The sequence below is a fragment of the Fodinibius sp. GM21 genome, from assembly GCF_058386955.1.
This window is the reverse complement of the sequence record NZ_JBYEIQ010000001.1, coordinates 579507-598612: the sequence shown is the minus strand read 5'-3', so window position 1 is coordinate 598612 and position 19106 is coordinate 579507. Positions and strand designations below refer to the sequence as shown.

Annotated in this window: 20 protein-coding genes; 6 read left to right on the top strand and 14 right to left on the bottom strand. The window is 41.8% G+C overall.

The window, feature by feature from the left end:
- Positions 1–195 precede the first annotated feature (195 nt).
- From ACT3IB_RS02360 to ACT3IB_RS02345, 4 genes are all read left to right on the top strand, one after another.
- Positions 196–3171: a protein O-mannosyl-transferase family gene (locus ACT3IB_RS02360; protein WP_491537418.1), complete on the top strand. Its 2976-nt coding sequence runs from the start codon at positions 196–198 to the stop codon at positions 3169–3171.
- 106 nt (positions 3172–3277) lie between these two features.
- Positions 3278–3736 (top strand): hypothetical protein, encoded by a 459-nt coding sequence (locus ACT3IB_RS02355; protein ID WP_491537417.1) that lies wholly within the window; start codon positions 3278–3280, stop codon positions 3734–3736.
- Positions 3737–3741: 5 nt separating this feature from the next.
- The gene (gene ybeY / locus ACT3IB_RS02350; RefSeq protein ID WP_491537416.1) at positions 3742–4194 is read left to right on the top strand and encodes an rRNA maturation RNase YbeY; all 453 of its coding nucleotides are present in this window, start codon (positions 3742–3744) and stop codon (positions 4192–4194) included.
- Positions 4195–4273: 79 nt separating this feature from the next.
- The gene (locus tag ACT3IB_RS02345) at positions 4274–5434 is read left to right on the top strand and encodes a DUF445 domain-containing protein (protein WP_491537415.1); all 1161 of its coding nucleotides are present in this window, start codon (positions 4274–4276) and stop codon (positions 5432–5434) included.
- A 12-nt stretch (positions 5435–5446) separates the two neighbouring features.
- Here ACT3IB_RS02345 and ACT3IB_RS02340 read toward each other — a convergent pair whose 3' ends face one another.
- From ACT3IB_RS02340 to ACT3IB_RS02325, 4 genes are all read right to left on the bottom strand, one after another.
- Positions 5447–6262: a carbon-nitrogen hydrolase family protein gene (locus ACT3IB_RS02340; RefSeq protein WP_491537414.1), complete on the bottom strand. Its 816-nt coding sequence runs from the start codon at positions 6260–6262 to the stop codon at positions 5447–5449.
- A gap of 131 nt (positions 6263–6393) precedes the next feature.
- Positions 6394–7734 carry an amidohydrolase family protein gene (locus ACT3IB_RS02335; RefSeq protein WP_491537413.1) on the bottom strand — a complete coding sequence of 447 codons (1341 nt, stop codon included), beginning with the start codon at positions 7732–7734 and terminating at the stop codon, positions 6394–6396.
- Positions 7735–7739: 5 nt separating this feature from the next.
- Positions 7740–9140: an amidohydrolase family protein gene (locus ACT3IB_RS02330; protein WP_491537412.1), complete on the bottom strand. Its 1401-nt coding sequence runs from the start codon at positions 9138–9140 to the stop codon at positions 7740–7742.
- Between the two features lie 5 nt (positions 9141–9145).
- The gene (locus tag ACT3IB_RS02325; protein ID WP_491537411.1) at positions 9146–10474 is read right to left on the bottom strand and encodes an amidohydrolase family protein; all 1329 of its coding nucleotides are present in this window, start codon (positions 10472–10474) and stop codon (positions 9146–9148) included.
- A 307-nt stretch (positions 10475–10781) separates the two neighbouring features.
- Here ACT3IB_RS02325 and ACT3IB_RS02320 point away from each other — a divergent pair, with 307 nt between their 5' ends.
- Positions 10782–12200 carry an NAD-dependent malic enzyme gene (locus ACT3IB_RS02320; RefSeq protein ID WP_491537410.1) on the top strand — a complete coding sequence of 473 codons (1419 nt, stop codon included), beginning with the start codon at positions 10782–10784 and terminating at the stop codon, positions 12198–12200.
- A 61-nt stretch (positions 12201–12261) separates the two neighbouring features.
- On the opposite strand, the gene ACT3IB_RS02315 is transcribed toward ACT3IB_RS02320, so the two are convergent.
- The 9 genes from ACT3IB_RS02315 to ACT3IB_RS02275 form a co-directional block, all read right to left on the bottom strand.
- A complete protein-coding gene (locus ACT3IB_RS02315; protein WP_491537409.1) occupies positions 12262–12984 on the bottom strand; it encodes an SDR family NAD(P)-dependent oxidoreductase in 723 nt (240 codons plus the stop codon).
- A gap of 80 nt (positions 12985–13064) precedes the next feature.
- Positions 13065–13721, bottom strand: coding sequence for a 7-carboxy-7-deazaguanine synthase QueE (locus ACT3IB_RS02310; RefSeq protein WP_491537408.1), 657 nt, complete (start codon positions 13719–13721; stop codon positions 13065–13067).
- On the bottom strand, positions 13714–14103 hold the full coding sequence (locus ACT3IB_RS02305) for a 6-pyruvoyl trahydropterin synthase family protein (RefSeq protein ID WP_491537407.1): 390 nt from the start codon (positions 14101–14103) through the stop codon (positions 13714–13716). The genes ACT3IB_RS02310 and ACT3IB_RS02305 overlap by 8 nt, the downstream gene beginning before the upstream one ends.
- A gap of 87 nt (positions 14104–14190) precedes the next feature.
- On the bottom strand, positions 14191–14817 hold the full coding sequence (locus ACT3IB_RS02300; protein WP_491537406.1) for a redoxin family protein: 627 nt from the start codon (positions 14815–14817) through the stop codon (positions 14191–14193).
- A 5-nt stretch (positions 14818–14822) separates the two neighbouring features.
- Entirely contained in the window at positions 14823–15344 is a 522-nt protein-coding gene (locus tag ACT3IB_RS02295; protein ID WP_491537405.1) for a TlpA family protein disulfide reductase, read from the bottom strand.
- A gap of 9 nt (positions 15345–15353) precedes the next feature.
- Complete coding sequence (locus tag ACT3IB_RS02290) at positions 15354–15671, bottom strand: MGMT family protein (RefSeq protein WP_491537404.1); 318 nt, start codon at positions 15669–15671, stop codon at positions 15354–15356.
- On the bottom strand, positions 15664–16545 hold the full coding sequence (locus ACT3IB_RS02285) for a Rossmann-like and DUF2520 domain-containing protein (RefSeq protein WP_491537403.1): 882 nt from the start codon (positions 16543–16545) through the stop codon (positions 15664–15666). Before ACT3IB_RS02285 ends, ACT3IB_RS02290 begins: the two co-directional genes overlap by 8 nt.
- 6 nt (positions 16546–16551) lie before the next feature.
- Positions 16552–17316, bottom strand: a complete 765-nt coding sequence (gene amrB / locus ACT3IB_RS02280; protein WP_491537402.1) for an AmmeMemoRadiSam system protein B — start codon at positions 17314–17316, stop codon at positions 16552–16554.
- Positions 17317–17341: 25 nt separating this feature from the next.
- Entirely contained in the window at positions 17342–17971 is a 630-nt protein-coding gene (locus tag ACT3IB_RS02275) for a 4'-phosphopantetheinyl transferase family protein (RefSeq protein ID WP_491537401.1), read from the bottom strand.
- Positions 17972–18210: 239 nt separating this feature from the next.
- On the opposite strand from ACT3IB_RS02275, the gene ACT3IB_RS02270 reads away from it, so the two are divergent.
- A complete protein-coding gene (locus tag ACT3IB_RS02270; RefSeq protein ID WP_491537400.1) occupies positions 18211–18615 on the top strand; it encodes a hypothetical protein in 405 nt (134 codons plus the stop codon).
- Between the two features lie 197 nt (positions 18616–18812).
- On the opposite strand, the gene ACT3IB_RS02265 is transcribed toward ACT3IB_RS02270, so the two are convergent.
- Positions 18813–19067, bottom strand: a complete 255-nt coding sequence (locus ACT3IB_RS02265) for a hypothetical protein (protein ID WP_491537399.1) — start codon at positions 19065–19067, stop codon at positions 18813–18815.
- Positions 19068–19106: the final 39 nt, after the last annotated feature.

Here is a 19106-nt window from a genome sequence, read left to right as displayed (position 1 = left end):
AATGATTTTTTTGCGAAGTGGCAACCGACACTTACGATCATTACTACTTTTAAAAAATATTCCCATTTAATAGCCGTTAAAAATTTTTCCCGGTAGGTAAATGGGGCTATTATCATTTTGATTCTATCATGCCTATGACTATTATTGCCTGCTAATGAAATCTCTTTAAACAGCATTTTAAGGTATTAGGTACGAATGTTTTCGAATCATAAGACGACCAACCGTACGTTAGCTTTAATCACATTTTTTGCCTCTCTCATTTTATATTTCATTACCATGGCCCCGACGGCCAGCTTTTGGGATGCAGGGGAATTTATTGCCGTTGGTCATGGCCTGCAAGTTAACCACCCTCCCGGAGCACCCTTTTATTCCCTGTTGGGACGTATCTTTTCCATGTTTATGCCTACCGCTTATGTGGCAGCCAGCATAAACTTTATTAGCGTGCTAAGTTCCGCTCTCACCGTTATGCTGTTATACCTTATTACTGTGCGATTGGTCAGAGAGTGGAAAGGAGCTCCTGATAACATGTTAACTATCGATAAAATCGGAATGTATGGGGGAGCGATTCTCGGAGCTGCTACTTTTGCTGTTACTGATACGTTTTGGTTTAGCGCTGTAGAAGCCGAGGTTTATGCCCTTTCAATGTTATTTACAGCCTCCGTTGTATGGCTGGCGCTGGTCTGGGCCGAGAATCATGATGAGCCTTACAATGAGCGCTGGATAATCCTTATCGCTTACCTTTTCGGAATCGCATTGGGAATTCACTTGCTTAACCTCCTTGCTCTGTTTTTTGTAGCACTGATAATTTATTTCAAAAAATACGAATTTAGCTATCAGTCTTTCGGGGTACTCATGGCTGTTTCTGCAGGTGCCTTTCTGCTTGTTTACCCCGGCACCATACAGGGTGTTCCCAGTCTTATGGAATGGATCACCAATGCCAGCTATGGACTCATTGGTCCCTTAGGCTTTATTATTCTGGTTCTGATGGCAATGAGTTTCGGACTTTATTATACCCATAAAAATGGCCATCGGATTGCCAATATAGTACTAATTTGCTACACGATGATCCTCATCGGCTACTCCTCCTATTCGCTTATTTTTATTCGTTCTATCGCCGACCCCCCCATCGACGAAAACGATCCTGAAACTGTAGAAGCTTTTATTGATTATCTGGAAAGAGAACAATACGGGCAGACACCGCTGCTAACAGGTAATACCTACGACAACAGTCAGGGGACTCTTAATCGTGATGAAGAAACTTTCTTTCCGCGTCGTTATTCTTCCAATCCGCAACATATGCAACAGTATGCGCAATATTCAAGCGACTGGGACTTCTTTTTAAGATACCAGCTCAACCATATGTACTGGCGGTATTTTGCATGGAATTTTATTGGCCGTGATGCCGACATACAAGATGCAGGGTGGCAGGCTGGCTTTACCGATACTGAACATGAAGACAACCCTGCCCACAACAGTTACTTCTATATACCATTTTTGATTGGAATTTTTGGGATGTTATTCCACTTCCAACATGATTGGAAACGAGCACTCTCGGTATTGGCATTGTTTGTATTCACTGGCCTGGCTATCATTTTTTATCTTAATCAAACTCCCATGCAACCGCGCGAACGGGACTATGCGTATGTGGGATCGTTTTTTGCCTTTGCCATATGGATTGGTATGGGCGGCATTGGATTAGTAGAATTAGTTAAGGATTATTTAAAGTCTAGCAAGGTCGTTTCCTATGCCATTCTGGGGATATTGTTTTTAGCTGCCCCGGTGTGGATGGGTATGCAAAATTTCCATGATCACGATCGTGGTGACCGATATGTCGCCCCGGATTATGCCTATAACCTATTAAATTCGACAGCTCCCAACTCAATATTATTTACTAACGGCGATAATGATACCTTCCCGCTCTGGTACCTGCAGGAGGTTGAAGGAATTCGAACTGACGTGCGCATTGTCTGCCTGAGTTTGCTTAATACGGATTGGTATATCAAGCAGCTAAGAGATCAGTGGTCTCACGAATCTGCTCCCCTCCCTATTTCTTTTGATGACGAGAAAGTTGAACAGTTGACCAGCGGGCTCTCGATGCATAATCCCGATACGCTAAGAATACCTGTCAACAAAGACATGCTTAAAAATGCGTTCAGCAGCATGCAGAATTACAAACAAGCAACAGGCGTTGATACTAGTAAGAATCTTGGGTTGGACTTATCTAAGATACATTTCCAAATTCCCATAGATTCTCTTGATAACGAAGTCGCCTGGTACTATGAGGGACGTTCAGCCGGGCAAGATCGCCAGGGAAATCAGCGACACTATACTCAAGTACAGGATGAGGTTATTCTGAATATTCTGCGTAATAATAATTGGTTGCGACCGGTTTACATTGCAAATACGGTTTCAAATCAGAGTCAAATGAACTTGCAGCCCTATTTCCGTTTCGAAGGGAAAGCGTTCCGTGTTGTGCCTCAACGCCGACAGTCGCAGGGTTACGGTTGGATGGATGCAAGTATTCATGCCAAACGGCTTTCAAACTTCCGGTTCAGGGAATGGAATAAACCCAATAATTACTTCGATGAAAATATCCGTCGCATGCTAGGTAATTATCGCTTCAGTATTACCGAGCTGGCTAATAAATACAGCGATATGGGTATGCCTGACAGTGCCAGCTACTGGCTGAAATGGGGGGAAGAAAAACTTCCCTTCAACATTAATGATAATAATATCAACTCTACCATTCTCTATGCCTATAGTTATGCAGATGTTGGTGATACCCAAAATGCAGTTGAACTAGCACAAAAACTCGAAGAAGGAATATTTGGAAATCTTGAAAGCAGCATTACCGAATACGATGAAATGCAAAACAAGATAGCGCAACTCAAACAAGAAGCCGAACAGGCGCGTAATAATGCCAATATGAAGGCTCAACGACGCTTAAAGCAGCAGATGCAAAGCATTAGCTCAGAACGTCAACGAATTGCCCGTGAAATCTCAAGGTCCATTAGTCATCTCACTATTATACAGCGTATTTATTTCATGAATGGTGATGATGAAAAAGCCAAAGGATTGCACGAACGTGTTAATACAATTACGGGTAATCGTATTTCGGTTCCGGCTACAAAGGAAGAAAACAAGAAGGAATTTGATAGGTTCCAGCTATAAAAAGCTATAACTTATTTTATATGGCATAGCAGGAATTTCTAATTTAGAGTTGCGAATGGTATATTCCATTGAATCAAAAATAATGATTGCATAAGATTGCAAACCCATGGTTCATCAATTTACAAAAGAGAATATTGATGCAATTGCTGAAGTGCTTGAAACTAAGGCCAAGCCCCTTGGTAATGATGTGTTTCGCCTTGAAGTAGTTAATGAAGAGGAAAAACGGCGACTTGCTTTGGAAATACATCTTGGGCTTGAGGTGAAAGGCGAAAACTCTAACATGGTTTCGGTGTATGCGCAGAATACGTTTTTACAGTTACATAACTGTACAGCCTTTATTGCCAGCGACATGCTCCAGCAAGTAACCTTCTTTGGACGTCAAAATGAGCGTACCTCGGGGCTCATTGTAGAAACAGGAGCCGGTTGTAGCTTATATGCCAATGTGAGCGAAACTATTTTGAACAGCGATTTCACCAAGCTCCCTGAAGATCTGATGATGAGCGCTATCGCCCTATCACTTACCGAATCAGTGAACCTGGACAACTTCTCTTTTGATGAAGATTGATATCGATGGCCGATAAACTTTCCGATATTCAAATCTTCAACCAAACAAGCCTCGCCATTCCCCTAGACCAATCTTTTTGTGAAGAGATAGCTAAACAAATCTCGAAAAAGGAAGACTGCAGCTTTAAATTTGTTGAGGTTGTCTATGTAGATGAAGATGCCATTGTCCAGATCAACAGTGAGCATCTGGACCGGAATTATGTTACTGATATCATTAGCTTTCGATATGACGAATCAGATCATAACCAAGATATTGAAGGCACACTGTTCTGCTGTGCCCCACGAATCATTGAGCAGGCACAAGAATTTGATGAATCTATAGATAGGGAGTTTGGACGGATTTATATTCATGGTCTATTACATTTAACAGGTTATGAAGATCAATCCACCGAGCAAAAAGAGCAGATGACCAAAAAAGAAGAATTCTATCTTGATATGGCTGAGAAACGGGAAAAGTAATTTCCGTTTTGCAGATCCTAAACTCCTTGCCCATATTTACGTACAGCATTCCGTCAACAGTCTAATTATTTCTAACGGTATGAGCATAGAGCACCTTCCCGATAATAAATCTGACGGCGCGCTGGATACAGCCAAAAAAAAGACAAAAGAACATGCCCTAAATTTGTGGAAGATCGTTAATCGGTATACACAAATTGAGGATCTTACTAAAAAGAGAAGCCATCAACAGCAGCCAGTACGGAAACAGATCTACAGCAGTACGTTCATATCGGCCCTTTCTATTATTCCTTATCTGTTAGTAGTCTTATTCGGGGTCTCTTTTTTCTGGGATTTTGATGGATTATCAACTTCTTTGTGGGGGCGGGAACTTCAATTCGAGGGGCTATTAAAAATACTCAGCGTTAGTGGGTTAATCGGATTTTTAACCAACTGGCTGGCCATTACCATGCTTTTTAAGCCGGCCAAAAAACGTCCCATTTTTGGACATGGTCTTATTCCGGCACAGAAAAACCGAATAGCTTACCGACTGGCACAGGCTGTCTCTGAGGATTTGATCAATCCTGAGATCATAAAGAAGAAAATAACGCAATCTAATATCATTGGTCGTTATCGTGAACTTTCGACCCGATATATTAAGAATATTATTGATGATCCCGAATTCAGAAAAGATATCAAACAGTGGGTTGTACAATATATTGATGAGATGATTGCTGATCCTGAGATTAGAGTAGCACTTGCCAAACGTATTCTTACCCAGATTGAGGAAGCCTTGCATAACAAATCATTCGAAAAAATCGCTTTTAAGACCTATACCTTCGTAAAGGGACGGGAAATGCAGTCAATCATTGAAGAAGCGTTGGTGCAAATTCCTACATCGGTTGAAAACGGACTCGATAAACTTGATGATTTGTTGGATCAGCTTCCGCGTAAAATTGACGAAAACAGTAATGCCATCGAAAATATCGTAACTACTCTGCTTTATAAGCTTATCAATCAGCTGAACGTACATTCGTTGGTGGAGGAAAACCTGCGAAGTTATGATGAACAGCACATCTCAACTATTATCCGATCGGCCACTAATGAACAGCTGCGATATATTCAATACCTGGGCGCTATATTAGGTTTTATCGGTGGATTCGTTATCTGGGAGCCTTTGCTAAGTGTAGTAGTATTGGTCAGCTTATCTGCAACGCTATTGCTGTTAGATCAGCTATTGTATCAATACACAAACAGTTATTAATTGGATACTAATTTACATCCTTCGATGTTTGAGAGACGGAATCTGGCCGCGAACCTTTTGGATAATACCGGGATCTATTTCTGCAACCGCAACTCCCGGCTCTTGACCTGCATCTGCCACTACACGACCCCATGGATCAATAATCATAGCGTGCCCCCAGGTTTTCCGATTCTTACCGTGCAGACCGGTTTGTGCCGGAGCACAAACGTAGCAGGTGTTCTCAATGGCGCGGGCTCTTAACAACGGTTGCCAATGATCTTGGCCGGTTGTATAAGTAAATGCAGAAGGAATAGACAATATTTCCGACCCGCCAGCAACCAGTTTTCGATAAAGCTCAGGAAAGCGAAGATCATAGCAAACCGAAAGCCCCCAGTTCCCTATTTTATCACTCTCATAGATAACTGCCTCAGGGTCGCCTACCTTCACATAATCAGACTCCCGATAGGATTCCCCATCATCCAGATTCACATCAAATAGATGAATTTTGTTATAGCTCTTTAGCTCTTTACCATCAGGCGCATAAAGCGGAGAATGATTGTAGACTTTTCCATTACCGGCCGGAACGGGATAGCTCCCGCCCACAATGTAAATATCAAACTCCTTTGCTGTCTCAGAAAGAAATTGTGGCACTTTCTCAGCAATGGTATCCGCTTTTTTCATCCGCATCGACAGCCCACCCAAAAAGGCAAAATTCTCGGGCAATCCCACCACTTTAGCGCCTCTTTCTACGGACTCTTCAATGTAGTGGTAGGCTGAATCTAAATTAGCCTGCAGATTCGTTTGGCTGTTCATCTGTATAACTGCCGCTTTGTAAGGATCAGAAAACATAATGAGTCGTCAAAAAGTAATTCCAGTCTTGAATTTTAAATTATCAGCTTTCGATAGTTTAAATCATTATAAAATAAAAAAGGAGCGGCACTATTCATGCCGCTCCTGTAAAATTGTTTAGGAAAGATATATTAATTGGCTTTTGCTCCCCTATTTAAATACTGTTCATAAAGCTGTATATGTCGGCTCACCATTGGGATCTTATTCCCACGAATGAAAACATCCGTAATATGATTCATCGGCTCAAAGGGATCGCCGTCAGCGATAAAAAGATTCGCCTGCTTGCCCTCTTCAATGCTCCCAAGTTTATCGCTAACCCCAAAAATTTCTGCGGCGTTAATAGTGATCGCCTTCAGTGCTTCCTGCTTGCCTAAGCCATAACTGGCTGCAAATCCAGCGTGATAAGGTGCATTTCTCACATTCTCAACTTCGCCGGTTGCAATAGCAACCTTGACGCCCGCTGCATTCAGTTTGCCTGGATTCTGATAGGGACGCTGATAATTGTCATAATCGCGTTCGGGTGTATACAACGTTGATACCAGACACGGAAGACCGGCTTCGGCAATTTCATCAGCCACGCGCCAGCCATCTCTTACTCCTGCCAGCACAAACTGCATATCGGGATATTTTTTTGTCCATTCAATGACATTTAAAATATCACTTTTGGCATCCACTGAAATGATAACCGGTATTTCGCCTTTTACCACCTCTCGCATCGCCTGCATCTTTTTATCCATGTCGGGCTGCTGCTTATTATTGGGATTTTTTTCAAAATCTGTCATCATTTTATTATAAAATTGAGCTCGCGATATGAAATCATTAAGCTTTTTGAGATCTTCCTTATATTCTTTTTTGACTTCCTCGTCTGATCGCTCATCCCACCAGCCCCCTTTTTTGGATGTCGGCCAGTTTAGGTGCAAGCCTGCATTTGGACTAACCGCCATAGAGTCAGGAGAATACCCATAGAGATCAATAAGGGTAGCCTTGCCTGCCAATCGTCCGGAAACGGGCATGGAAATAACATGTGTTACGCCGTTAACCCTCGTCACGGGGATATTTACGCTGCTTGGGTTAATAGCCGTAAAAGCTCTCACATGAGGATTAAAATCTCCCAGTTCGGCCTGATCGTTAGTCACCGCGACCGCTCCGATCTCTTGAAGTCCGAGTTGCGTGCCCGAATCAAAAAAACCAGGATACACGTGCTTACCCGAAGCGTCAATCTGCTCATACTCTGATGGTATATTGATATCCCTGCCTACCTCGAAAATTTGCTCATTCTTAATCAATACCGTCCCATTTTCAATTATTCCATTAGTGACGGTATGGATTGTAGCACTAGTAATAGCAAACTTCCCGAATTCAGCCTTTTCGGTAATTTGTGCTTCAGCGTTCATCCCCAAAAAGAGTACCAAGAGACAAGCTGATATTGTGCTTTTCAAATACGTCATAATAATTTCTATATCTTTGCTCATTGTAATTAATTGCCTTGAAGTTTCATGCCTTGTTTGCTGAAACGAATTTCTGCTCCTCTCAGGCATGTTTCTGAATGGCGACCGTTTTCATTGTACCACCGTCCGGATGCCTCATCAAAATCCTGTTCGGCATCAACCTTTAGTCGCATATCATCGGCATCTTCAGCACGGTCAAAATATTTCTTACCGTCTACATATGTTTTCAAGGTTTTACTGTAGATACTCAACGGATGACCATCCCAGATGGCTACATCTCCATGTTTGCCAACTTCTAAACTCCCCACCTTTTCGTCTATTCCCAACTGGGTTGCGGGATTGATGGTAATCATCTTAAGAGCATCTTGCTTGGATGTATTACCATAATGAACAGCTTTGGCAGCCTCGTGATTAAGGTGACGGATCAGTTCACCGCTGTCGGAGTTGATGCTGTTTTTGACCCCATTCGCATTAAGTATGGAAGCGTTGTAAGCGGTCGAATAGTATACTTCAAACTTATAAGCCCACCAATCAGCAAAAACCGAAGTATAGGCACCGTTCTTCTTGAGTTCGGGCGCTACCTTGAAGGCCTCATTGGCGTGCTGAAATGTATAGTCTTCGATCCCATAATCATTAAAAACGCGCATCAACATAGTAATTTCATCAGCCCTGTATGAGTGCGTATGTACTAGTACTTCGCCTTCTAAAATACCAACCAACACTTCGAGACGCTCATTCTTGGCAACCGGGACGGGCGGGGTTGTGCGGCTTCCATTTTCAAAGGCCCGTTTGGCATCTAAAAATTCCTGCCGATTTCGCTTGTAATCGATCGCAGCATCAAAGTGATCTCGAATCACCTGTTCAACCCCCATACGAGTCCGTGGTTGTACGTCAAACCCCTGTCCATGGACACGCGTTGGATTTTCTCCAAGAGCAAATTTGATCGTTCGAGAGGCATCTTCAAAACGCATCTCGTCCATGCCAGTACCATAACGAAGCTTAAGCGTTTCATTTTGTCCGCCAATCACATTGGCCGAGCCATGCATCAAATGGATAGAGGTAACACCGCCGGCCAGCGCCCAATAAATATTAATATCATTGGGATCAATGGACTCTTGCATGCTAACCTCTGCCGTAACGGGATTAGTCCATTCGTTGATATCCACGCCCGCAATATGTGAGTGGGCATCAATAATACCCGGCATCACATATTTGTCGGAGGCATCGACGATTTCTACGCCATCGGGGGCAGAGATATCTTCTCCAATTTCAGTGATAACACCTTCCTCGATTAAGAGATCGGTATTCGTCATATTCCCATTAGTAATCGTAATAAGGGTTCCATTTTTGATAAGAACAGATCCCTTATCCTGGGCATAAGCCGCTAGACTAAAATAAAAAACTAATATTGTTAACAGTAACTTCTTCATAATCCTTATTCTTCGGAAGATTCTTGTTCAAATTCAGTAAGCTTTCCATCCGTAATGGAGTAAAGTGCTTGAGCTTTTTCTTCCATAAACGGCTTGTTAAATACGGTAAAGCTGGCGATACGACCTTCGTCAATATTACCAAGCTGGTTGCTGTATCCCAGAATGTCGACTGTCGATTGCGTCAACATGCGCAATATGTCTTCATCTTCAAGATCGCTCTCCTCTTTCAAGGTCATGAGATTCTTGTTGATCTCGGAAAGCTCCAATCCATTAGAAGCAAATCCAACCTTTACACCACTATCGATCAGTTTTGCAATATTTTGGATATCTGCTTTATAGGCTGCTTCCTGCCTATCTCTGAAGATGCGCATCTCCTCGGTAATTTCAGGCATAGCTTCATCCTCTTCTTGTGTTCGCCACTCAGGTTCTTCAGGAAGATCAATACTTGCCAATACCGGGATATCGCGCTTTTTCAACTCATTTGCCTTCTTGTATGCCTCCTTTCCGGATATGATTATTACTTCAAAACCGAGTTCATCCTGCAGGGTAAATACGCGTTCAATATTTTCTTTGGTATCTACTACAAAATAGAATGGTTGCTGCTTGCCTATTACCGGGTACAGCGCTTCAAGTACTTTGTTCTGTTTTGGAGCAGGATAATTCGATGAAACCGAAGCGAAATAACGCTCCTGTTGTTGCAGGGCTTTAGCATCATTAAAAAGTTGTCGAAACTGACTCATGATCCCCATGGTTGTAGAGGGATAGGCTTGCCCCTGTGCCTCTTCAAACTGGGCCGTCATTCCTACTCCCTGTTTTAAAAGTAGGTTCTCAGTTTCTTTGCCATTGATAAAAAAGAGGTCGACCTGACCAGGAAGCATCTGTCCTTTAAGCCCCAAAGCGGCGGTTGTAAACCCCTTTTTAGGCGCTTCGGCAAAAGACTTGTCACCTGCTTGTAAGAGCTGTGAGATTGCCCGTTCAGGCTGAATTCCAGCACGTCCATAACCTGGATTGCCGGGTTCATCGGGTGTTTCCACATCTTCATCTACATCCGGACTCCCCCAGAGCGCATGTCCATCGATAAATCCGGGATATACATGCAGACTATCCCCACCATCCCAAACATAGGCATCAAAGGGGATATCAATATTTTTGCCAACGTTCGTAATTATCCCATTTCTCCAAACGATAGTTCCACTTTTGATTATGTTTCCATCAGCTGTGTGGATTGTCACATTTTCAAAAGCCTCAGCCGGCGACGACTGGGACCATCCCTGCAATGCGAACATCAGCAAGAAAGCAAAACAAAAAGCAGTAATATGAGCTGTTTTCTTCATAAAAGATGTTTTAATAAAAATTTAAATCAATCTGAATATATGATTATGATTGTTATTTGAAAGTTTCGAAAAGAAAAAAGATGTAAAGCAAAAAATGCCCGACTAGCACAGTTTGGTTTCTATCTGCAGTTGTCCATTTTATTACCGAGAACAATCTATTGCCAGTTGTATTAAAGATTCTTCAATAATCATTCATGCAATAAGTAAAATCCATAGAATAGAATTTGTTGCACAGTTATAAGGATTGTAACTTTGCTGTTTAAAATTTAGAGTTTAGAATTTATTTAAAACAGAAAAGAAATACCCAATGAGTGAAGTACAACCCAGTGTCAGTTATAGTTTTACCATGCGTTTATATATTAAAAATAAACCAGGTATGCTGGCTAAGATTTTAAGTAAAATCGCAGATCATAAGGCAGATCCCGGGGCGGTTGATGTAGTCGAAGTTAAAGGAGAATATAAAGTTAGGGATTTGACTGTGAGCGCCCGTGATGAGGAACACTCCAAAGCCATTGTTGAAGCTGTTAAAGCTATCGACGGCGTCAAGGTTAGGAATGTATCTGACCGTGTATTTCTGCTCCACCTCGGAGGCAAAATACGAATTGAAAACAAAGTACCAGTCGATACCCGTGACTCCCTCTCTATGGCCTATACCCCTGGAGTAGGACGTGTCTGCGAAGCTATTGCCAAAGAAAAAGAAAAAGTCCATTCACTCACGATAAAAGAAAATTCCGTAGCGGTGGTCAGTGATGGATCAGCGGTGTTAGGACTTGGTGACATTGGCCCTGAAGCTGCCATGCCGGTTATGGAAGGCAAGGCCATGTTGTTTAAAGAATTTGCGGATGTTGATGCTTATCCTATCTGCCTGCAAACCCAAGAAGTTGATGAGATTGTCAATGCTGTGAAATGGATGTCCCCTGGTTTTGGCGGAATAAACCTGGAAGACATCGGAGCACCACGCTGCTTTGAAATCGAAGCAAAGCTTAAAAAAGAACTGGATATCCCCGTTTTTCATGATGATCAGCACGGTACGGCTGTTGTAGCGTTGGCTGCGACTATAAATGCTTTAAAGGTTGTTGGCAAAGACCTCTCTGACCTACGCACAGTGATTGTTGGTGTCGGTGCAGCAGGTGTAGCTATCACGAAGATACTGTTAGAAGCCGGTGCGAAAGAAATTTTGTGCTGCGACAGAAGCGGAATTATCAACCGAGATAAAATCGATGAGCTTAATTCCAGTAAACAATGGGTTGCCAAAAATACCAACCCTGATAACCTGTCGGGCTCCCTGCTGGATGCTACCGAGGATGCTGACTTGCTCATTGGAGTAAGTGGGCCGGGTACTGTTCCCGTCGAAGCAGTTGAACAAATGGCCGATGATCCTATCGTTTTTGCGCTTGCGAACCCGGTTCCCGAGATTATGCCTGAAGAAATACAGGGGATTGCCCGAATTATTGCCACCGGACGAAGTGATTATCCAAACCAGATCAACAATGTGCTGGCATTCCCGGGACTTTTCCGCGGCGCTCTAGATGCACGAGCTACTGATATTAACGAAGAGATGAAGCTGGCTGCGGCTCATGCCATTGCAGAATGTATTGATCATGAAGGACTCAGCGAAGAATATATCGTGCCCAGCGTTTTCAATAAAGAGGTCGTTCGGAAAGTATCTACAGAGGTTAAAAATGCGGCTTATAAAAGTGGAGTAGCTCAACGACCACAACCTTAAGACATCTAAAGTTCCTGAATTTTAGGCTTAGCAAGCAGGATCGGAATAGTTTCCGGTTCTATCACATTGGAGGCACACGTCCATGCTGAGGCTTGACGAGAATCTCCTCAACAACTGTACGCGGTGACAGCTGAATTAAATTGAGAATAATTTTTGCTACATCATCGGGATCGATTAAGAGATCACGATCAATAAGTGAGCCTTCCCAAGATGTAGATTGCGTTTGCCCTAAATTAATGGCCGTCACTCCGACTTTAGTTTCCATCAGTTCTTTTCGAAGAGAACGTGTATAACCCAATAAAGCATGTTTTGAAGCAGAGTAAGCCCCGCTGTCTTCGAGTCCCTCTACGGCACCCACTGAGCAGATGTTGATTACTAATCCATGAGGTTTACTTTTAAGGTCGTTCAGAAAACGCTGTGTAATATTCACAGCTGAATACAGGTTTGCCTGTATTTGCTGAACAAACTCTTCGTGCATCGTTTTTTGCAATGATTTTAGCAAAAATGAACCGGCATTATTTATGATAATCTTCGGCAATGGAAAATTATTCGGTAACTGTAACTTTTGTACAGACCTTTGATCTGCAGCATCCAAAGCAGCAATCTCGACAAGATTCTCCCCAATATTACGGCAAATAGTTTTGGTATCTTTTAAATCGGATTTGGTTCGTGAAATAAGCAGAAGTGCGTAGTCCGTTTCTCGGGCAAAAGCTTGTGCAATCCGCCGGCCTATACCGCGACTGGCACCGGTTATAACTACGGAATGATTTTGATCTGAAGTCAAGAATGTATTTTTATTATTAAAGTGTGAATCCTAAAACAAGTTCAGACCGCCTCATTTTCATGCGCCAAGACTTAAATTTATTAGCGAACCCCCATAAATTTGTGAGTTTGCAGGCTTATGCCCCACCGGGGATTTTCTTTTACGTAATCAACAATCAACTCTACCGCTCCCTCCTTTTCCCACTCGGGCTGTAGAAGCAGCTGAGTACTGTCAGGACATCTTGCCGCATTTTTTTCGGCCCATTCCAGATCTTTATTGGTCAGCACAACTACTTTTAGTTCATCTACATAGGGAAAGATATCATCCAGAGGTTCTTTAAAGCGCTTGGGAGAAAGCGTAATCCAGTCTAAATAACCTGATATCGGTGAGGAGCCACTGGTTTCAATATGTACTTGGATGCCGGCTTGCTTTAATTGGAAAGTAAGCGGATCAAGATCATGTAATAAAGGTTCACCGCCGGTGATAACAGCAAATTCAGCGCCGCTATCTTTAGCTCCCTGCACAATTTCTTTCACCGTCTTTGGCGGATGCTGGTCTTCATCCCAGCTTTCCTTAACATCACACCACCAACAATTCACATCACATCCTGCTGTACGGATAAAATAAGCCGGACGTCCGCTGTGAGCTCCTTCGCCCTGTATGGTATAGAAATCCTCCACCAAAGGATATCTTACCGATAGCATCTCATCCTGATCAATGAGCCCTTCCAATTTTTCCTGATCAAATTCGTTAAACATTTTCCTCTGTGTATTCAACCCAACTATTTTCAGTTTCCCAAACAGTAACATTTAGTTCAATATCTTCTGGAATACGTTGCTGGGTTTCCTTGTATATAAATTCCGCAATACGTTCTGCAGTGGGATTCACCGGCATTTCCTCATTCAATACCGAGTGATCTAATCCTCCTTTTTCAGCCCCTTTGGAGGCCCATTTTAACTCTTTGAAATCACAAACCATGTCATCCGTATCCAGATACTTCGAAGGATTCAGTTTATGTGATTTTGCGGAGATATGCACTTTATAGCTGTGTCCATGCATACGACCGCATTTACCGTCGTAGCCCTCAATAAGATGAGCGGCATCAAACTTAAATTCAGTATGTAAGGTCCAAGTGGGCATTCACTCTATATTAATTCGTTCCAAAAGAAAAGGCTTGTCGTCGTTGACAAGCCTTCAAAAATAAGGAAATATTGAGACAATTAGGAATTACTTAGGCCACTTAATCGTACATCCCAGTGCCTTGGTTGTCTTGGGATTGATTTCCTTGCCTGCCACCAGGTTTTGGATGGCATCCTTAAGATAAGGTTGTTCAACTTCTTGAGCAGATTTGGCGTTGTCATCAATAGCACCGGTATACATCAGCTCCATATCACTGTTAAATAGAAATATATCAGGTGTGCGGGTTGCGCCAAAAGCATCCGCCATCTTCGCTCCTTCATCTAACGCATAATAAAAATCGTAACCGCTGGATTTAGCCCGTGCCTTCATATCTTCCATCGATTCCCCATTGTCTCGAATAGCCGCATTGGGATTCAACATGATAACCCCTATCCCATTTTCTTTGGCCATTTTGGAGATGGGATTATAGCGATCTTCCCAGGCTTCGACCCATGGACAGGTATTGCATGAAAAGTTCACAAGCAATCCATTTTCGCCTGCCACTTCTTCAAGCGTTAGCACTTCTCCCGAAACATCCGTGACCTCCACATCTGCAAGTGGTGCTTTGGCTCCAATCTCCAACCTATCGGCAAGTTGATTCTCGACCGGTAAAAATGCCAGCAATACAACCGCCAGTAGGATAAATAATACATAAGATAAATTTTGTAATTTCATGATGGTCAGTTATTTATTGCTTTTTTTATGTAGCGTTCAAACTTTTCGTATTCTGCGCCTTGTTCCCAACTGCTAACAAGCTTTCCTTCTGCGTCCAAAATTTTTGTAAAAGGCAGTGCCCCACTCCAGTCATCTGATAATGCTTCGATAAAAGGCTGATCTTTTCCCGTCTTAAAATAGGTGGTCCAATCTACATTTTGATCTTGCAAAAAGTCCAGAGCCTTGTCGCGCTGGCTGGGGAAATCAGCCGATACAAAAACAACCTGTAGTTGATCTTGATATTTTTGTTGTAAATCTACTATATAAGGGAATTCTTCGATACAGGGTGCACACCACGTGGCCCAAACATTTACTAACACTGCCTTTTGACCTTGATATGACCTGATAACTTTTTGCAAATCCTGCCCGGAGGCATCTTTTAACAGCTCTACATCTGATGTGTTCTGTGCCAAAGACTCACTTGCTAAAGCTAAGATCATCAGTATAACAAAACAGAGAAAAAGTGCTTGGTGCTTAAAATTTAACATATTTTTTACTCATTCTATTTCTTCAGTAGGATCCCACAAATGGCGTTCGATATCTACTTGATAATCGTCAATAAAATTAACGCTCTCCTGTTTTAAACGCTCCCGCATAGTATCATCCGGAAAATGATAGCGTCCGGTTAGTTCCCCATTTCTATTGACAACACGATGCGCCGGTATCTTCGTTTCCACTGCTTTATTGAGAGCATATCCCACCATCCGAGCACCTGATGCAATTCCCAGGTAACGAGCAATAGCACCATACGTGGTCACCCTGCCAGAGGGTATTTGTTCGACAACCCTATAAACGCGCTGGTAATAATCATTCATGACTACTCTTCAACATATTCAGAATTTTTTTAACAGCTTCTTGGTCAATATGCTGATATTTTCTTGCATTAACAGCCGTCATTTGTCCTAACGTACAGTATAATGTTAATAATTCCGGCTTGTCTTTCATTAAACTTAGATGCTGCTCTACTGTCTGCAAGTCTCCACGTTTAATAGGACCGCTGAGAGCTTCCTCAAAAGATTGGCTCTCAATATTTTGAAGTGTCGTCTTTACCAGCGGCAACAGCGCTTTTTTTGCTTCCTCCGGAGCAAGATCGCTGCCTGATGCTATTTCTACTGCTGCATTTAAAAGCGTGTTTAAGTAATTAGAGGCCATTACAGCTGCAGCATGTAAATGGGATTTTTGTGTTTCGGTAACTTCTAACGTATGTGCCCCTAGCTTTTGGGCAATCTGATTAAGCAAGGGAAAAGCATATTCATCCCCCTGTAGACTAAAATAGATATCCTCAAAGTCAGCAGATGACCCCAAATTGTCGGTGAATGTCTGTAATGGATGGAAAGAGGCAATAATCCCTCCCTTTGATTTTATCGGCTTAAGTAAACTTGCCGACTCATTCCCCGAACAATGCACAATTGTTTTACTCTCAAAATCGTCCGAAAGAGCAGTCAGCAGTTCAACAATTTCATTAATAGCTGAATCAGAAACCGTAATAAATGTGAGATTACCTAACTCGTCGCTGTCCGATGGGAAGGATCCCGATATGTTTACGTCAAGTTCAACTGCAAGTTTTTCAGCCTTGTCGGCTGTACGGTTAAAAATACTTTTAAGGGGAATTTCAGCTGCTGATAGTGCTCTTGCCAAAGATTTACCCAATCCACCTGCACCAATAATTGTGATCTCAGGTGTTGGCATAATGGTCTATGAAAAGACTACTTTTTGGTGATCGGCATATCCGGTTAAAAGACTGCCGGTATAATCTTCGTATTGACCTCGCAAAAAGTGAAGGTCGAGTTTCCATTTATTAGCAACAATAATCCCTGCAATAAATGATGTAGTACCTTTAATATGTGATTCTCCACTATTTAAATAATTCATAAGGCCTGACTCATTTTCGGACTCTACCATTTCAACAACCTTTTTAAATTCTTTTTTTCGATCGTTGTCAAGCTCACAACTAAATATCAGCAATGCACTTCGTGATGCAAGTACCTCTTCGAGCACATATCCGACTTCTTTTACAATGGAAGGATCGGGATCTGCAATTTGTACGCTCAGGGCTTTAAAATCATCTGAAAGCGTCTGCAAGAACATCAGCTGGTGAAATAGGCTGATATTCTTGGTAAAAGCTTCATCGTGAATAAAGAAATCGTCATCTTCATCACAGAACTCATTACGCATATAGTCATTGACCGGCACTTTACCGAGCGGCGTTTCAAAGAAAGAATTAGACGCCATCGGCAACTTTTTGTCTAATTTTTTATCGTAGGATTCTACGATAACCACGGTATCATAATTCGACATATCCAACCGGCTGTAAATGTCGCATGCCCGCTCAAAATTATCATCGTTAATCTTTTCAGGTGCAAAAAGTAAGCGGATATGGTCATTGACTCCTTCATTGCGCTCCCGCGCTTTATCAAGTCCTTCCTGGATTTGTTTGCGGGAATACGAAGTGATATTCATAAAAAAGTTATTCTGATAATTTTAATTAATGATAAAATGCGACGGCTAACCAATTATTTTTGAATTCAAAACTACAAATTTTAGCTCTTTTATCATTATTTATTTCAGTAAATATCCGGTCGGATTCCCGTTCTATGTGCACCTCATTCATATTCATGCGCAACCCTTGTCCACGGAGTTTTATATAGGCTTCTTTGATAGTCCAAAGGCGAATGAGGGGTATTTCAGTAATACTATCGGTTTCTTTGAGATGGGTAATCCGCTGTTCGAGCCTTACAGGCACAGTTCGATCTACAGGTTCAAGATCAACCCCGATAGGATACTCCAAAGATAATCCACAAAATACGAAGTCATCTGAATGTGCAATGCTGGCAAAGAACTTTTCAGACCCTGCTTTTCCATAAGGCTGTCCCAGTTTATCCTTCAGAATTTCAAAATCCTTTCCATGCCCTACTTGTCCAGCCATCTTTTTTAAAGTGATCCGAGAGGTCACAAACTCACGCTGACGCTTTTGATTTTTGCAAAGCTCAAGTTCACGTTTTTCCTCTGTACTGAGTTGACTTATGGCTTCAGAAGAAACCGGAATAATCTCCGACATAGAAAAATCCGCCTCAAACGGCAACCAATCTTTTATTTCTAATATCCGATTACTCATAGCCTTTGCTTATTCAACTAAAACAAAAGAACATCTTTAATTTTATGCTCTTCTGAAACTATTAATTTTGATGAAATAATAAGTGCAAAATTCATTCTGGTATCACTCACCTAACAACCATTCAAAACCTTCTGACTTAAACAGTCTCAGTGGCCTTGAAAATATTTATTAGGTGAATTTGCTATTTTTGGGATGTTATCCGAATATGTTAGTCTACTGAAAATAAAAGAGAAGTTTTTATGAAGTTATATGCCATCTTGCTCCTAACATTTCTATTGAGTCTAACCTCCTGCTCAATATTTGGGGGCAATTCAGGAGAATCGGATATTACAGGAAAATGGGAGTGGGTTAAATCAACAGGCGGTTTTGCCGGTCACACGGTAACACCAGATTCAACCGGGTATTCGCAACAGCAACTACTTTTCAGTAATGACAACAAATTTTCATTTTTCCGGGCTGATACAATGGTCGCTTCCGGACAATATTCCCTCTCCAGGCAAAGCGGTAGTATCATGATACAATATAATACTGCAAGGGGGCCACATCTACCCGATCAGTGGATTGAGCGCAATCAAAAAGATACGTTGGTTCTAAGAGATAGATGCGCGGATTGTTATACAAGTATATATAAAAGGGATAAATAATTAACTGCAGCCTTTTAATCAGTCTTAAGCCATTCTAAAAATCTATAAACTGATCCAGTTAACTTAACATTAGTTTGAATCGATATTATTTTCTCAGGATGTGATTAATCTGTAAAGCTTAAGAAAGGGAAATTAAAAGAAGTAACCGAGGTATAAATTCCGTTAAACCTGTACCAGTTGCCTATGCTAAAAGGCCCTTATCGTGAAGATTGCATTAGCCCCTGCAATAATTCTTGATATGAACCAATATCTTTATCGTTTTGCTGAGTTTTAAGCTTAATAGACCCATTAAGAATCAATTCGCATTGTTGACCCTTATAGCTAAACTCTACGATTTCTAATTCATTTGGAGCATCGTAGTAAGGCTCACCAACGTCGGTTACGAAAAAAACCTCATATTTGAGCTGTTGAGTCAGCGAATGAAACAAACGCTTATTCATAACTTCTTCCATATTTAAAATTTTTACTCTCTAATTCGATCTCTTTGTGAT

Bases quoted from the DNA above. Each gene is read 5' to 3' on its own strand.
- ACT3IB_RS02360 (WP_491537418.1), top strand. From the start codon at position 196: ATGTTTTCGAATCATAAGACGACCAACCGTACGTTAGCTTTAATCACA.
- ACT3IB_RS02320 (WP_491537410.1), top strand. From the start codon at position 10,782: ATGAGTGAAGTACAACCCAGTGTCAGTTATAGTTTTACCATGCGTTTA.
- amrB (WP_491537402.1), bottom strand. From the start codon at position 17,316: ATGAATATCACTTCGTATTCCCGCAAACAAATCCAGGAAGGACTTGAT.
- ACT3IB_RS02330 (WP_491537412.1), bottom strand. From the start codon at position 9,140: ATGAAGAAGTTACTGTTAACAATATTAGTTTTTTATTTTAGTCTAGCG.
- ACT3IB_RS02290 (WP_491537404.1), bottom strand. From the start codon at position 15,671: ATGAATGATTATTACCAGCGCGTTTATAGGGTTGTCGAACAAATACCC.
- ACT3IB_RS02285 (WP_491537403.1), bottom strand. From the start codon at position 16,545: ATGCCAACACCTGAGATCACAATTATTGGTGCAGGTGGATTGGGTAAA.
- ACT3IB_RS02345 (WP_491537415.1), top strand. From the start codon at position 4,274: ATGAGCATAGAGCACCTTCCCGATAATAAATCTGACGGCGCGCTGGAT.
- ACT3IB_RS02305 (WP_491537407.1), bottom strand. From the start codon at position 14,103: ATGCCCACTTGGACCTTACATACTGAATTTAAGTTTGATGCCGCTCAT.
- ACT3IB_RS02275 (WP_491537401.1), bottom strand. From the start codon at position 17,971: ATGAGTAATCGGATATTAGAAATAAAAGATTGGTTGCCGTTTGAGGCG.
- ACT3IB_RS02355 (WP_491537417.1), top strand. From the start codon at position 3,278: ATGGTTCATCAATTTACAAAAGAGAATATTGATGCAATTGCTGAAGTG.
- ACT3IB_RS02335 (WP_491537413.1), bottom strand. From the start codon at position 7,734: ATGAGCAAAGATATAGAAATTATTATGACGTATTTGAAAAGCACAATA.
- ACT3IB_RS02270 (WP_491537400.1), top strand. From the start codon at position 18,211: ATGAAGTTATATGCCATCTTGCTCCTAACATTTCTATTGAGTCTAACC.
- ybeY (WP_491537416.1), top strand. From the start codon at position 3,742: ATGGCCGATAAACTTTCCGATATTCAAATCTTCAACCAAACAAGCCTC.
- ACT3IB_RS02310 (WP_491537408.1), bottom strand. From the start codon at position 13,721: ATGTTTAACGAATTTGATCAGGAAAAATTGGAAGGGCTCATTGATCAG.
- ACT3IB_RS02325 (WP_491537411.1), bottom strand. From the start codon at position 10,474: ATGAAGAAAACAGCTCATATTACTGCTTTTTGTTTTGCTTTCTTGCTG.
- ACT3IB_RS02265 (WP_491537399.1), bottom strand. From the start codon at position 19,067: ATGGAAGAAGTTATGAATAAGCGTTTGTTTCATTCGCTGACTCAACAG.
- ACT3IB_RS02300 (WP_491537406.1), bottom strand. From the start codon at position 14,817: ATGAAATTACAAAATTTATCTTATGTATTATTTATCCTACTGGCGGTT.
- ACT3IB_RS02340 (WP_491537414.1), bottom strand. From the start codon at position 6,262: ATGTTTTCTGATCCTTACAAAGCGGCAGTTATACAGATGAACAGCCAA.
- ACT3IB_RS02295 (WP_491537405.1), bottom strand. From the start codon at position 15,344: ATGTTAAATTTTAAGCACCAAGCACTTTTTCTCTGTTTTGTTATACTG.